The 14,043-nt window shown below is 68.8% G+C and carries 15 protein-coding genes; 5 read left to right on the top strand and 10 right to left on the bottom strand.

Annotated elements, in window-relative coordinates; all coding sequences use genetic code 11:
* Positions 1–35: 35 nt before the first annotated feature.
* Together ACFTQE_RS01600 and ACFTQE_RS01595 are read right to left on the bottom strand one after the other, a co-directional pair.
* Complete coding sequence (locus tag ACFTQE_RS01600; RefSeq protein WP_376923419.1) at positions 36–668, bottom strand: M23 family metallopeptidase; 633 nt, start codon at positions 666–668, stop codon at positions 36–38.
* 41 nt (positions 669–709) lie between these two features.
* Complete coding sequence (locus ACFTQE_RS01595) at positions 710–1,465, bottom strand: aminoglycoside phosphotransferase family protein (protein ID WP_376923418.1); 756 nt, start codon at positions 1,463–1,465, stop codon at positions 710–712.
* Positions 1,466–1,643: 178 nt separating this feature from the next.
* Between ACFTQE_RS01595 and ACFTQE_RS01590 the strand changes: the two genes are divergently transcribed.
* Positions 1,644–2,255, top strand: a complete 612-nt coding sequence (locus tag ACFTQE_RS01590) for an HdeD family acid-resistance protein (RefSeq protein WP_376923417.1) — start codon at positions 1,644–1,646, stop codon at positions 2,253–2,255.
* A gap of 88 nt (positions 2,256–2,343) precedes the next feature.
* Here the strand turns inward: ACFTQE_RS01590 and ACFTQE_RS01585 are convergent, their stop codons facing one another.
* On the bottom strand, positions 2,344–3,117 hold the full coding sequence (locus tag ACFTQE_RS01585; protein ID WP_376923416.1) for an SDR family oxidoreductase: 774 nt from the start codon (positions 3,115–3,117) through the stop codon (positions 2,344–2,346).
* A 139-nt stretch (positions 3,118–3,256) separates the two neighbouring features.
* Between ACFTQE_RS01585 and ACFTQE_RS01580 the strand changes: the two genes are divergently transcribed.
* The 4 genes from ACFTQE_RS01580 (at position 3,257) to ACFTQE_RS01565 (ending at position 5,869) form a co-directional block, all read left to right on the top strand.
* Positions 3,257–3,724: an NfeD family protein gene (locus tag ACFTQE_RS01580; protein WP_234980758.1), complete on the top strand. Its 468-nt coding sequence runs from the start codon at positions 3,257–3,259 to the stop codon at positions 3,722–3,724.
* Positions 3,724–4,653: an SPFH domain-containing protein gene (locus ACFTQE_RS01575; protein ID WP_376923415.1), complete on the top strand. Its 930-nt coding sequence runs from the start codon at positions 3,724–3,726 to the stop codon at positions 4,651–4,653. The genes ACFTQE_RS01580 and ACFTQE_RS01575 overlap by 1 nt, the downstream gene beginning before the upstream one ends.
* A 10-nt stretch (positions 4,654–4,663) precedes the next feature.
* Positions 4,664–5,419 carry a glycerophosphodiester phosphodiesterase family protein gene (locus ACFTQE_RS01570; RefSeq protein ID WP_376923414.1) on the top strand — a complete coding sequence of 252 codons (756 nt, stop codon included), beginning with the start codon at positions 4,664–4,666 and terminating at the stop codon, positions 5,417–5,419.
* An 84-nt stretch (positions 5,420–5,503) separates the two neighbouring features.
* The gene (locus tag ACFTQE_RS01565) at positions 5,504–5,869 is read left to right on the top strand and encodes an RNA polymerase-binding protein RbpA (RefSeq protein ID WP_022892121.1); all 366 of its coding nucleotides are present in this window, start codon (positions 5,504–5,506) and stop codon (positions 5,867–5,869) included.
* On the opposite strand, the gene lnt is transcribed toward ACFTQE_RS01565, so the two are convergent.
* The 7 genes from lnt to ACFTQE_RS01530 are packed head-to-tail and all read right to left on the bottom strand — an operon-like array spanning position 5,866 to position 14,024.
* On the bottom strand, positions 5,866–7,431 hold the full coding sequence (gene lnt / locus ACFTQE_RS01560; RefSeq protein ID WP_376923413.1) for an apolipoprotein N-acyltransferase: 1,566 nt from the start codon (positions 7,429–7,431) through the stop codon (positions 5,866–5,868). The genes ACFTQE_RS01565 and lnt overlap by 4 nt on opposite strands.
* Before the next feature lie 30 nt (positions 7,432–7,461).
* On the bottom strand, positions 7,462–9,894 hold the full coding sequence (locus ACFTQE_RS01555) for a DEAD/DEAH box helicase (protein WP_376923412.1): 2,433 nt from the start codon (positions 9,892–9,894) through the stop codon (positions 7,462–7,464).
* 12 nt (positions 9,895–9,906) lie between these two features.
* Positions 9,907–10,704, bottom strand: a complete 798-nt coding sequence (gene tatC / locus ACFTQE_RS01550; RefSeq protein ID WP_376923411.1) for a twin-arginine translocase subunit TatC — start codon at positions 10,702–10,704, stop codon at positions 9,907–9,909.
* Positions 10,705–10,709: 5 nt separating this feature from the next.
* Positions 10,710–10,922, bottom strand: coding sequence for a twin-arginine translocase TatA/TatE family subunit (gene tatA, locus ACFTQE_RS01545; RefSeq protein WP_375832952.1), 213 nt, complete (start codon positions 10,920–10,922; stop codon positions 10,710–10,712).
* Between the two features lie 38 nt (positions 10,923–10,960).
* Positions 10,961–11,980: a helix-turn-helix transcriptional regulator gene (locus tag ACFTQE_RS01540; RefSeq protein WP_376923410.1), complete on the bottom strand. Its 1,020-nt coding sequence runs from the start codon at positions 11,978–11,980 to the stop codon at positions 10,961–10,963.
* On the bottom strand, positions 11,980–13,026 hold the full coding sequence (locus tag ACFTQE_RS01535; RefSeq protein WP_376923409.1) for a helix-turn-helix transcriptional regulator: 1,047 nt from the start codon (positions 13,024–13,026) through the stop codon (positions 11,980–11,982). Before ACFTQE_RS01535 ends, ACFTQE_RS01540 begins: the two co-directional genes overlap by 1 nt.
* Positions 13,027–13,076: 50 nt before the next feature.
* Positions 13,077–14,024: an FKBP-type peptidyl-prolyl cis-trans isomerase gene (locus ACFTQE_RS01530; protein ID WP_376923408.1), complete on the bottom strand. Its 948-nt coding sequence runs from the start codon at positions 14,022–14,024 to the stop codon at positions 13,077–13,079.
* Positions 14,025–14,043: the final 19 nt, after the last annotated feature.

The raw sequence follows: 14,043 nt of genomic DNA, 5'->3' as shown, positions 1-14,043 counted from the left end.
CCGTCGGCGCCGCCGCTTCTCGATTCCTGCGCGGATCAGCCGGTCGGTTCCACGATCGAACCCTCGCCGGGGATGCCTGAATCGACCGTCGACGGCGGGGCCGAACCCGGTCGCCACTCCGTGAACGACCGGAACGCCAACGGCAGACCTTCGGCGTGCGCCGGGTCGGCCCGGTCCATCACCTGCAGGTGCACATGCGGCTCTGTCGAATTGCCGGAGTTGCCGCACTCGGCGATCGGCTGACCCACCGCGACCGCGTCGCCCGCAGTGACGCGGATCGAACCGAGACGCAGGTGCGCGAGCGAGACGAACGCCGCACGGCCGCGCAACTCGATGGTCACGGTGTTGCCCGCGATCGCGTGCACGCCCTGTCGCAGCCGGCCTGCTTGGCCGAGCGCGTACGGCACCAGCGCGAGCTGCGACCTCCGGCCGTCGTGGTCGGGTTCGCCGTCGTGCACGGCGACGACGACCCCATCGGCCGGCGCGAGGATGGGGAGCCCGAATCCGCGGAACCGCTCAGGCGGCTCGGTGGCGAAGATGGTCCGCCAGTCGCGTCGATCGGCCGTGCGACGACGCCGATCGACCGCGACGAAGTCGATCGCGTATCGCTCGCCGAAGAGGTCGACGCCGTGGCTCGGCACCCGTCGGGCCGGACTGTTCTGCGCCATCCACGTTCCGCGAAACGGCAGCGCGAGCACGGTCGCCGCCATCATCCCTCGCGCCCGGTGAGCAGGCGACGGAGGTGCTCGGCATCGCGCCGATACATCGCGGCATGCGCTCGGAGGTCGGATCGCCCGGTCTCGGCCGCGCGAGCGCCAGTGAACGCGGCGAGTTCGTCGAGACGTTCCGCGGCGATCGCCAGTACGGCGGATGCCGCGTACGGGGTGCCGTAGGCAGCGATCACACGGTTCAGCCGCGTCATCCGCGACTCGCCGCCGTTCGTCTCGAGGTCGTCGAAACCTTCGGCGTCCTCGGCGAAGGGGACGAGACGATACGCGAGGTACGCGAGATCCCAGATTCGCGGCCCGGGCGAGGCCATGTCGAAGTCGATGACGCCGACCAGGCGTCCGCCCTCGACCAGCAGGTTGTACGGTGCGAAGTCGTTGTGGCAGATCACCTCGACCGGGTCGTGCCGCTTCGTACGCCAGACACCGGATGCCGCGTCGGGCGACGGCTCGGCATCGTGGATCCGTCGCAACAGCCGTGCGGCCTGCTCGAGCACGTCGGGTGACCACAGCACGGCGGGCTCGGCGCGATCGAGCGTGGAACCTGGGAGGTAGCTGAGCACCTCCCTGCCCTCGGCGTCGCTCCCCCGCGGCACGGGCACCTCCTCGACGCCGCTCGCCCTGATCGCCCGGAGCCACGCATGCACCGACGGCGTCCACTCGCCGGCCACCCTGCGCACCGTGTCGCCGACGCGCACGACGACGTCCATGTTCCCGCCGCTCAGCAGCTCCTCCGTCATGCTCCGATACTGGCATCCCGGCCGCATCTCGACCCTTTTCCCACCGGATCGGGGCATCAATGCGACCACACGGTCACTCCGCGACATCCGAAGACTCGCGGATTCACATCCGACACTCAGGCGACCGGCGGCCATAGCCTGACCCTTGCGCGGCACCCGCCGCCGGAAGGGACCCATCATGTCTACGTCGCAGCCCACCGGGGTCTTCGCGTCATTCTCGCTCGACGCATCGTCACTCACGAAGTCGGCGATCAACACCATCCGCGCGACGCTCGGCATCAGCGGCGCCGTCGCACTCATCTTCGGCCTCCTCATCACCTTCTGGCCCGAGAGATCCGCCGTCGTGATCACGGTGCTGTTCGGCATCTACTTCCTGATCGCCGGCATCGCCTATCTCGGTCTCGGCATCTTCTCGAAGGGAATCTCGGGCGGCGCACGCACGCTCGACATCATCCTCGGACTGCTGTTCGTGATCGGCGGCATCATCGTGCTCGCCAACCCGAGCGAGTCGGCCGTCTTCCTCGGCATCTTCCTCGGCATCCTCGTCGGCATCCTGTGGATCGTCGAGGGCATCGTGGCGCTGGCCCAGTCGGGTGACGCAGGTTCGAGGGGGTGGACGATCTTCTTCGGCATCCTGAGCATCCTCGCCGGTATCGTGCTGCTCTTCTCGCCGCTGTGGGGCGCCGTCGTCCTCTTCATCGTCGCGGGCATCGCCCTCATCGTGCTCGGCATCGTGCAGATCGTGCGAGCGTTCACCTTCGGACGCGGCGTCACGCCTGCCGCGTCCTGAACCGACGAACGAGAAAGCCCGCCGAAGCAATCGCTTCGGCGGGCTTTCGCCGTCTCAGGCCGAGTGGCCGAGACGGAGGACCATCGGATCAGGCATCGCCCTCGCGAGAGAAGCCCGAGGTGTCGCCGACGTAGCGCGTGTTCTCGGCCGGCACCGGCTCGACCGCGGCCGACGCGACCTCTGCGGCGAACTCGGCGACGTTGAACAGCCGGCCGGCGTCCTGCTTGCGGGCCTCGATCGCACCGGGGTTCGCGCGCTCGAGCAGGGTCGCCGTGATGGTGCCCTCGATCATGTCGCCCGAGACGACCACGAACTCGAACCCGGCGGCCTCGAGCTCGGGGAGCTTCGCGCGGAGCGCGTCTTCGCCGGCGCGCTTCGAGCGGGCGACGGCCTCGTACTCGGGCATCGTCGGCGTCGTGCGGATGAAGTGCGCCTGGTGGCTCGTGACGAACACGATGCGGGCGCCGGGCGCGAGGTGCGGCAGCGCGCCCTCGACGACGTTGACCTGCGCGTCGCGGTTCAGGCGCATCGCGTAGTCGTCGCCCATGCCGGTCTCCATGCCGCCGGAGGCATTCAGCACGAGGATGTCGATCGGCCCGAGCTCTGCGACGGCGCGCTCGAACATCGAGGCGACGGATGCCGCGTCGGTGAGGTCTGCGCCGACGGCGATGGCGGTGCCGCCCGCCTCGGTGATCTCGGCGACGACCTTGTCGGCGCGAGGAGCCTTGCTCCGGTAGTTGATGACGACGGATGCCCCGGCGGCCGCGAGGTAGCGGGCGGTGTCGGCACCGATTCCTCGCGAGGAGCCGGTGACGAGAGCGACGCGGCCGTCGAGCGAACCGGGGGCGAGCGGGTTGGTCACAGTGGAACTCCTCGAGGCTTGACGGACGTGGTCCGCACAGAACAGGCGAACCGAGACTATCAAGTCCACAGGCGCGACCCACTGGGTCGACCGCCCTGATAGTTTCAGTAGAGGCCGTGCGAAGGAGAACGAATTGGATGTGCTGACCCAGTACGCGTGGATCGTGTGGCTCGTGTTGATCCTGGCGTTCGCGACCATCGAGGTCTTCACACTCGAGATGACGTTCCTCATGCTCGCGCTCGGCAGCGTCGCCGGTCTGCTGTCGGGTCTGTTCGGCATTCCGTGGTGGGCGCAGTTCATCATCGCCGCCCTCGTCGCGGTCGCATTGATCCTGCTGCTGCGGCCACCGCTCCTGCGGATGCTGCGGCGCGGTGGCGATCCGACGCGCAGCAACATCGACGCGCTGATCGGCGCCGACGGCCAGGTCGTGCGCACGGTGACCCCCGCGGGCGGTCAGGTGCGCCTGCAGAACGGCGACGTGTGGACGGCTCGGCTGTCGCCCATCACCGAGCAGGCGGATGTCGCGGTCGGCGAGCGTGTGCTCGTGACCGGTATCGACGGAGCGACGGCGGTCGTCGTTCCGGTGGAGAGGAGCACTGGGGCTTGATGGACGTTTCCGGAATCATCGCGACGATCGTCGTCGTCGCGATCGTCATCTTCGTCATCGTCGTGCTGGCGAAGTCGATCCGAATCATCCCCCAGGCGTATTCGGGAGTGGTCGAGCGGCTCGGCCGCTACCACAAGACCCTCAGCCCCGGCCTGAACATCCTGGTGCCGTTCATCGATCGCCTGCGGCCGCTCGTCGACATGCGCGAGACGGTCGTCTCGTTCCCGCCGCAGCCGGTCATCACCGAAGACAACCTCGTCGTCTCGATCGACACGGTCGTCTACTTCCAGGTGACCGACGCCCGCGCTGCGACGTACGAGATCGCGAACTACCTCGGCGCCGTCGAGCAGTTGACGACCACGACGCTGCGAAACGTCGTCGGCGGCCTGAACCTCGAAGAGGCCCTCACCTCACGCGACAACATCAACGGGCAGCTCCGCATCGTGCTCGATGAGGCGACCGGCAAGTGGGGCATCCGGGTCGGACGCGTCGAGCTCAAGGCGATCGACCCGCCCCACTCCATCCAGGACTCGATGGAGAAGCAGATGCGTGCCGAGCGCGACCGTCGTGCGCTCATCCTCACCGCCGAGGGAACCAAGCAGTCCGCGATCCTCACGGCGGAGGGCGCGAGGCAAGCCGCCATCCTCGAGGCCGAGGGTGACGCGAAGGCCGCGGTGCTCCGCGCCCAGGGCGAGGCCGAGGCGATCCTCACGGTCTTCGACGCCATCCACAAGGGCGATGCCGACCCCAAGCTGCTCGGCTACCAGTACCTGCAGATGCTCCCCCAGATCGCGCAGGGCGAGTCGAACAAGCTCTGGATCGTGCCGAGCGAGCTCACCGAGGCGCTGAAGGGAATCGGCAAGGCGTTCACCCCCACCGCCCCGGCGCAGGCACCGGACGCCCCCGGGGCGACCGGCCAGCGCTTCTGACGGCAGGCCAGTGGTCACCACCTACTTCGAGCCGACGAGGCCGCGAGTGCTCGCGCACCGCGGCCTCGCCCGTGATGCACCCGAGAACACCCTCCTCGCGTTCGCGAAGGCCGTGGCGATCGGTGCCGAGTACGTCGAGACCGACGTGCACCTCAGCGCCGACGGTGTGGCGGTCGTCGCGCACGACCCCACGCTCGCTCGAGTGGCCGACCGCGACGTCGAGGTCTCGAAGCTCACAATGGCCGAGCTCCGACGTATCGACCTCGGGCACGGCCAGGGGTTCTGCTCGCTCGAAGAGGCGCTCGATGCGTTCCCCGAGACACGGTTCAACATCGACGTGAAGATCGAGAGCGCGGTCGAGGCGACCGTCGCCTCGGTGACGAAGGCGCGCGCCGGTTCGCGCGTGCTGCTCACGAGCTTCTCCGAGGGCCGGCGCCGGCGGCTCGCCGCGCGCGTGCCCGATGCGGTCACCTCGGCCGGCGGCGCAGGCGTCATCCGCACCCGTCTCGCATCGCTCACGGGTTCGAGGCGAGCCGTTGCCCGAGCGCTCCGCGGCGCGCGCGCCCTGCAGGTGCCCGAGCGCGTCGGCGCACTGCCGCTCGTGACCGAACGCTTCGTCACGGCCGTGCACCGCGCGGGCGCTGAGGTGCACGTCTGGACCATCAACGACCCCGCCGACATGACGCGGCTGCTCGACCTCGGCGTCGACGGGCTCGTGACCGACCGCGCCGACCTCGCTCTCCCCCTCATCGCTGCTCGAAACTGAGAATTCCCCGGTAAACCTCAGGGTCCGGAAAGGGAACGCCCAGCTTGATCGTTTAGACATAGAGACGAGCGAGAGGAGTACGCCATGGCGGACAGGAGCCTTCGAGGCATGCGCATCGGCGCACAGAGCCTGCAGAGTGAAGACGGCGTGGTGTTCGCAGACCGTGCGGAGTACGCCTATCGCTGCGAGACCTGCGGACGCGAGACCGTGATGACGTTCTCGACCGAGGCCGAACTGCCCGAATCCTGGGAGTGCAAGCACTGCGGTGCATCCGCTGTGCTGCTCGTGGACTCGAAGCCGGTCGAGATCGACCGCTCGGGCGAGAAGGTCGCCCGCACCCACTGGGACATGCTGCTCGAACGGCGCACGCGCGCCGAGCTCGAGGAACTGCTCGAAGAGCGTCTCAGCTACCTGCGGGCCCGTCGCGGCCAGCAGAAGATCGGCGCCTAGGCCGCATCCGTTCCGACGGTGTCATCGCCGCCCCGGTCGCGAGACCGGCGGCGAGCGATGATTCCGGCGGCGATGAGTGCCGCCAGGGAGCCGATCACGATCACGTTCGGCACGCTCGCGCCGAGCACGACCGATGGCGTCAACCCGTCGCGCAGCTCCACGTCGGTGACCATCGCGCCGGGCTCGTAGGCCGGCAGCGAATCGATCGTGCGACCTGACGGGTCGATCACCTGGCTCGTGCCGACGGTCGAGATGTTCACGACCGAGCGACCGGTCTCGATGGCGCGGAGGCGCGCGATCGCGAGCTGCTGCTCGTTCTCGTCGGTGCCGCGGAAGTCGGCGTTGTTCGTCTGGAACATGTAGAGCTGCGCGCCATCGCGCGCGCCCTCCCAGACGACGTCGTCGTAGATGACGTCGAAGCAGATCGCGAGCCCCGTGATCGCCTCGCCGAGGTCGAACACGGGCGCGTTGGTGCCCGGCGTGTACCCGCGCTGCACGAGGCCGATCAGGTCGGGTGCGAGCGCGTACCAGAAGTCCCGATCGGGGATGTACTCGCCGAACGGCACGGGGTGGCGCTTGTCGTAGAGGTCGACGGCCCCCTCGCCCGCGCGCCACAGCATCGACGTGTTGAAGTATTCGTCGTCGCGCATCGTCACCGTGTTGAGCACGAGCGGCGCATCGAGCTCTTCGCTCAGGCGATCGAAGACCCGAGCGACCGACTCGCTGCGCGTCGGGTCGATGTCGGAACCGCCTTCGGGCCAGAGCAGCACGTCGATGCCGGGCTCGTCGAGGATCGGTTCGGTCGCCGCGAGCTGCGCGGCGAAGACGTCGCCCGGCTCGCGCTCATCGAAGTACCCCGATGGGCCGTTGCCCTGCACGCTCGCGACCCGCAGTTCGCCCGCGGGCGTCGTCTGCCACGCGGGCACGAGCATCGAGACGGCGAGCAACGCCGTGACTGGCAGCACGGTGATCGGCCGGCGCCACCCCGCCAGCCGCACCCACTCGATGACACCCGCGACGATCGCGACCATCATGAAGCTCAGGCCGGTCGACCCCACCCACGAGACGACGTCGGCGAAGGGGCTCTCCGACTGACTGAGCGCCGCCCTGCCCCAGGGGAACCCGCCGTACGGAATGCTGCCGGTCGCGGCCTCGCGCACGCACCAGAGGCCGGCGACGAGCAACGGCAACGCGACGAGCCTGATCCACCGCGAGCCGCTCACCTTCGGCAGCCATCGGTATGCGAGCGCGATCAGCACGCCGCCCGCCGCCACGAAGAGCGACTCGAGGATCGAGAGGGCGAGCCACGGCACCGGGCCGAGGTAGAGCGAGGTCCACGAGACCTGCAGCAGGTAGAACGAGAGCCCGAAGACGAGGCCGACGAGCGCGGCACCCCACGACGATCGCCCGATGAGGCTGATCAGTGCGAGCGCGATGCCGACGAATGCGAGCGGCCAGATGCTCGCGCCCGGAAAGCCGAGATCGTACGCGAACCCGCCGGCTGCGGCGGCCAGCACCGCACCCCAGAGCGGCAGGAGGGGGCGATGGGACTTCTCGGGCACCAGATCAGCCTAGGCGACCACGCGGGGCGCTCACGCGGGTGCGCCGTAGGCCACGACACCGCGCCGCACGGCGTCGATCGCCGATCGCGCCGTCGCGCCGAGTTCGGCATCGGCGACGATCGAGACCTGGTCGAGCAGGTCGACGACCTGCTTCGAGAGTCGCACGAAGTCGCCGGCGGCGAGCTCGGTGTCGGCGAGCACCGTGCCGAGGCTCGTGCCGCGGGCCCAGGCGTGCATCGCCGAGGCCAGCGCGGGTGACGGCACCTCGCTCCCGGGCAGCCGATGGTCGCGCTCGATGTCGTCGAGCACCGCCCAGGTGTCGGTCGTGCGCTCGAACGCCTCACGGAACCGGCCCCGCGGCAGTCGGTACTCGACATTGCTGTCGTCGCGGCGCGGTTCATAGACGAGCGATGCCGCCATCGCGGCGATACCGGCCTCGTCGAGTCCGTCCCAGAGGCCGCGTCGCAGGCACTCCGCCACGAGCAGGTCGCGTTCCCCGTAGATGCGCTTCAGGATGCGCCCCGACGAGGTCGAGACGAGAGCACCGGATGCGTCGCGATCGAGGTACCCGAGCGACTCGAGCACCTCGGTGACGCGGTCGAAGCGCTTCGCGACCTGGCCGGTGCGGGTGCGGATCTGCCGGGAGAGCTGCTCGTGCTCGGTCTTCAACCGCCACCAGCGCTCGGCCCAGCGGGCGTGCGACTCCCGTTCGGCGCAGCCGTGGCAGGGATGCGCGCGCATCGCCTTGCGAGCGGACGTGAGCTCGCGCTGCATCCGATCGCGCTGCGCGTGCGTCGGGTTGCCCTTCGACGACTGCCGCTCGATCTCGCCGATACGGCGCCGCAGGGCGGCGTACTCGCCGAAGTCGCCGAGGTGGCACCGCATGGCCTGCTCGTATCCGGCCATCGACTCCTCCTGCTTGCGCAGGGTGCGGGCGAGGTCGACGACCGCCCGGTCGGCCTGGAACTGTGCGAACGACAGCTCGAGGATCTGACGGGTTCGCTCGCGTCCGAACTGGTCGATGAGGTTGACGGCCATGTTGTACGTGGGCCGGAAGCTCGAGTTCAGCGGGTAGCTGCGCCGGGAGGCGAGCGATGCCACGGCCTCGGGGTCGAGCCCGTCGACCCACTGGATGACCGAGTGGCCCTCGACGTCGATGCCGCGTCGGCCGGCACGGCCGGTGAGCTGGGTGTACTCCCCCGGCGTGATCGGCACCCGCGCCTCGCCGTTGAACTTCTCGAGCTTCTCGAGCACCACGGAGCGTGCGGGCATGTTGACGCCGAGGGCGAGCGTCTCGGTCGCGAAGACGACCTTCAACAGCTTCAGCTGGAAGAGCTCCTCGACGATCTCCTTGAACGCCGGGAGCATGCCGGCGTGGTGCGCGGCGACGCCGCGCTCGAGCCCTTCGAGCCATTCCCAGTAGCCGAGCACCGCGAGATCCTCATCGCGAAGCATCCGCGCCCGCGATTCCACGATCTCCCGGATCTCGGCGCGTTCGGCCGATTCGGTGAGTCGGATGCCGCTGCGCAGCACCTGACGCACCGCCTGGTCGCACCCGGCGCGCGAGAAGATGAACACGATGGCGGGCAGCAGGTTCTTGCCCTGCAGCATCGCGACGACCTCGGGGCGGTCGGCACGGCCGTTGCCGCTGCGTGCATCACGGTGGTACCGGCCACGGTCGCTGCCGCGTTGCCCGCGGGTCGACCGGCCGGAGGTCGAGCGGCCGCCGGCTCTGGCGAGCTGCTTGAGCTCGGGATTGACCCGGTTCGTCGATGCCTGCCCTGACGAGTCGAAGAGGTCGAGCATCTTCGACTTCACGATGACGTGCTGCTCGAGGGGCACTGGCCGCTCTTCGGAGACGATGACGTCGGTGTCGCCGCGCACCGCCTGCAGCCAGTCGCCGAACTCCTCGGCGTTCGAGACGGTGGCCGACAGCGAGACGAGTCGCACCTCTTCTGGGAGGTGGATGATGACCTCCTCCCAGACGGCGCCGCGGAAGCGATCGGCGAGGTAGTGCACCTCGTCCATGACGACGTACGCGAGCCGGTCGAGCAGCGGCGAGTCGGCGTAGAGCATGTTGCGCAGCACCTCGGTCGTCATCACGACGATCCGTGCGCCCGAGTTCACGTTGGTGTCGCCGGTGAGGAGGCCCACGGACTCAGCACCCCAGGCGTCGACGAACTCCTGATACTTCTGGTTCGAGAGCGCCTTGATCGGGGTCGTGTAGAAGACCTTCGCCCCCTGTTCCTGCATCGCGAGGAACACCGCGAACTCGGCGACCACCGTCTTGCCCGCGCCGGTCGGCGCGGCGACGAGCACGCTGCGCCCCTCATCGAGCGCGCCGCACGCGGCGAGCTGGAACGGGTCGAGGTCGAATCGCTGACCCGACACGAAATCGGCGAGACGCGGCTGGCGGCGTTGCTGGCGGGAGAGCGCATAACGCTCGGCCGGCGAGAGGCTCATCACCACTCCAGCCTAGACAGGCTCCCCGAATTCGAGCGCGTTGCGGCGCGCGACACGACGATCGTGCATGTTCGCGATGAACCAGGCGAGGAAGTAGAGCAGGATCATCGGGATCGCGAGCATGAACATCGAGACGACGTCGGCCGACGGGGTCGCGATCGCGGTGAAGAGCACGATCACGAGGATCGCCACCCGCCACGACTTGATGATCGCCGCCGCACTGATCACTCCGGCGAAGTTCAGCAGCACGATGAACACCGGGACCACGAAGGCGATGCCGATCGCGACCACGAGCTTCAGCACGAAGTCGATGTACTCCTTGGCCGTGAGCAGCGTCTCGCCGCCCTCGGGCACGAAGCTCGTCATGAGCTTCACGATGTTCGGCAGCACGAACCATCCGGCGGCGCAGCCCGCGAAGAACAACGGAATCGCGCTCGCGAAGAACGCGAGCGTGAAACGACGCTCTTTCTTGTTCAGACCCGGCACGAGGAACGCGAAGATCTGGTACAGCCAGACGGGGCTCGAGATCACGATGCCCATCGTGAACGCGATCTGGAGCATGAGGTCGAACGAGCTCGAGATCGTCTGGAAGATGATCGCGGTGTCGTCGCCGCGAGCCTCGGCCACACGAGCCACCGGCTCCTGGAGCGCGTCCCAGATGAACGCGTCGGTCAGCCACCACCCGAGGGCGGTGCCGACGACGATTGCGATCGCCGAGATGAAGAGGCGTTTGCGGAGCTCGATCAGATGCTGACCGAGCGACATCCGCTTTTCGCGGTCCTTCTCGCCGCGATCTTTCACCGCGGTCACCGTGGTCAGGAGTTCTTGCCGGAATCCGGGCCGTCGGCCTTGGGCGTCTCTTCGCCGCTCGCGTCGGGATCGGTCTTGTCGGAGCGGACCTCGCTCTTCAGGATCTTCATCGACTGGCCGAGGCTACGGGCGAGCGCGGGAAGCTTGGGAGCTCCGAAGAGCAACAGGATGACCACGAGGATGATCAGCGCGTGCCAACCAGTGAAGCCTTGCCACATGGGGGTTCGTCCGTTTCGTCGGTGAGGGTGACGACAGTCTACCTGTCGTCGATGTCAGGCTCGTGCCGCCCGACATCGGAAGGATCTGACTCAGCGTAGCCTGCGAGGCCCGCCGCCGCCCATTCTGCGACGACGGCGCGAGCCTCCGCGGGTGCGACGACGGTCACGAGACCCGGAAGCCCGGCGACGAGGCGCTTCAGCCCGTGCACGTGCGCGAGGCGCAGCGTCACCCGCAGTCGCCCGTCGACCTGCTCGGTGCGCGAGTCGGCGAGGTAGTCGGCGAGCAGCGGCAGCGTCTCGGGCGCGACGTCGACGACCACGTCGAGATCGGAGTCGGAGCCCTGGAAGAGCGTGTCGGGCACCGTGCGGTCGGAGTGGTCCTCGATCGGGGCGTCGGAGACGACCAGCGCGCTCATGCGGTCGACCCGGAAGTTGCGCACGTCTTCACGCGTGTGACAGTAGGCCTGCAGGTACCAGTCGGCGTCCTGCGACAGGATGCGGAGCGGATCGACCCGGCGACGGCCCGCGACCCCGAGGGCGTTGCGGTAGTCGAACTCGAGCTGGCGACCGCCGGTGACCGCCTCGCGGATCCGGGCCAGCGAGGCATCCGCCACGGATTCGGCGACGGCCAGGCGGCTGGGCGCAGCGGATGCCCCGGCCGTGAGCTTGGCCATGAGCGACGCGAGCGATGCCCGGCCGGCGTTCTCGGGCGAGGCCGACAGGTACTGCAGCCCGGCGATCAGCGCCGCAGCCTCGCGCGCCGAGAGTCGCGGCGCATCGTCGATGGCGACGTGGTGCACGATGACGATCACGTCTTCGTCCTCGAAGGAGTCCCAGTCGATGTCGAAGAGGTCGTTCGGCTGGTACGTGCCGGTCTCGCCGGGCAGCCCCGAGGTCGCGATGAGTCGCACGGCATGCCGGATCTCGTCCTCGGAGAGTCCGAAGTGCGTCGCGGCCTCGGCCACGTCGACCACTCGCTGCTCGAGCAGGTACGGCACGAACGAGAGCAGGAAGACGAGCTTGTCGGGCGCCTTCAACGGCTTCGACCGCTTGGCCATCACTTCCCCTCCTCTGCTCGACGGGCCCCGGAGTCTCCATCGCAATGTGCGGCGACGACGGAACGCAGCCGGTCGCGCACGGCGTCGCGCAGTGATGCCGGTGACAGCACTCGAACCTCGGGGCCGTACGCGGCGAGCTCATCGGCGAACACCGCGGCATCCGTGTAGTGCAGGCGGATGACGCCGGCGTCTTCGTCGCCCTCGATCGCACGCTTGCCGAGGCGCACCTCGGCGTCGCTGCCTCCGGTGATCGCGAGGTCGGCCACGTTGCTCTGGTGCAGGGCCTGAAGCTCGGCGATGATGCGGTCCTGCACGCCGAGCGGCGGCGCCTCGAAGCTCGACCCGGGCACGGGCACGACCTCGCCGATGATGCGCGAGAGCAGGAAGGTGCGCGAATCCGCTGCATCGTGGTCGTAGGCGTGCAGGTGCCAGCGGCCGTCGTGCAGCACGACTGCGAGCGGATCGACCGTGCGCCGGCGCGGCTCGGGCTCACCGGGCTTGAAGTAGCGGAACCGCACGGACTGTCGACGGTCGAGCGCCTGTCGCAGCGGCTCGAACGCCGTGTCGCGCACGCGCAGGCGCGGGGCGTACCCGATCACCGGCTCGCGCGGCTCGATGCCGAGCGAGCGGAGCTTCGTGAGTGCGCGCTGCGAGTCGGCCGAGAGCGACGCCTCGCGCCAGACCTCGGCGGCGAGGCCGAGCAGGGCGAGTTCGTCGGGCGTGAACCGCACGTCGGTCGGCAGGTCGTACTGCCCCTTCGGGATGCGATAGCGCAGTGCCTGGTTGTCGCCCGGGCGATCAGGAGACTCGACCGTCTCGAGCGGGATGCCGAGCTCGCGGATGTCGTCTTTGTCGCGCTCGAACTGGCGCTCGAGATTCGCGTTCTGACCGGCGGAATCGAATCGCTCGGCGTAGCCGCGCACCGTTGAGAGGATCTCGGACTTCAAGAGCCCCGTCTCGGTCGCGAGCAACGCCAGCACGAGGCTGAACAGGCGATCCTCGACCGGGATCTTCGACTCGCCCTTGGTCACTCCGCCGCTTGCCACAGGTGCGATCTTACTGAACCGCGGCGACGGCGAGAGCCGCCGCGACGGGCTCAGATCACGCCCAGGATGTCGATCACGAAGAACAGGGTCGAGTTCGCCGGGACCTTCTCGTTCCCCTGATCGCCGTACCCATCGCTCGGCGGGATCACGACGGCGACCTGCGAACCGACCTTCTGTCCGATGATCGCCTTCGAGAAGCCCGGGATGACCTGGCTGTCGGCGCCGTCGGAGACGGTCATGATGGCGGGCGCGCCCTTCTCCCAGCTCGAGTCGAAGACCTTGCTGTCGTCCCAGGTCACGCCCGTGTAGTGCACGACGACCGTGTCGCCGGACTCGACGACCTCGCCCGAGCCCTCCTTCAGGACCTCGACCTCGGTGGTCTCGAACGGATCGGCCTTCGGCACCGTGATGCCGGGACGGCCGTCGGGTGCGAGCACCACCGCAGGGAAGCCGTCACGGCTGAGACGCACCGCACCGTCGGCACGGGCGGGGAAGGCGCGCTGGATGTCGAGCACGAACACGAGGCTGTCGCCGGGCTCGATGCCGAGCGACTGGTTGCCGTTCGGGCCGAATCCGTCTTTCTCGGGGACCACGACGGCCACGCGGGACCCGACCGAGCCGCAGGTGAGGCCCTTGTTGATTCCGGGGAGCGTGTTCGCCGAGATCGCAAGCGGCACCGGATCGCCCGTCTTGCCGCCGAAGCCCGTGACCTGCAGCTCCTCACCGGTCGTGCCGTTGTAGACGGCGAGGCCGACGAGGCTCTGCTGCCCGTCGACGAGGCGCTCGCCGTCGCCGGCGATGATCTCGGTGCACTGCGTCTCTTCGGGCGCGAGCGGCGAGGGGAACTCGACGCGGGGCTTCTCGCCGAAGTCGCCCGTCACCGTGACCGCGTTCGAGGAATCACCGGACCCGGCCTCGGGGGCGGGCGCCGTGGCGCACCCCGACAGGGTCAGGGCGATGATGCCGGCCGTGGCGATGAGCGCGAATGACGAGCGCACTGATCCTCGATTCTTGGGT

This window comes from Agromyces sp. NPDC056965, assembly GCF_042673425.1.
In the GTDB taxonomy this organism is placed as follows: Bacteria; Actinomycetota; Actinomycetes; order Actinomycetales; family Microbacteriaceae; genus Agromyces.
The sequence above is the reverse complement of the archived record's forward strand: the minus strand, read 5'-3'. Positions and strand labels throughout refer to the sequence as shown.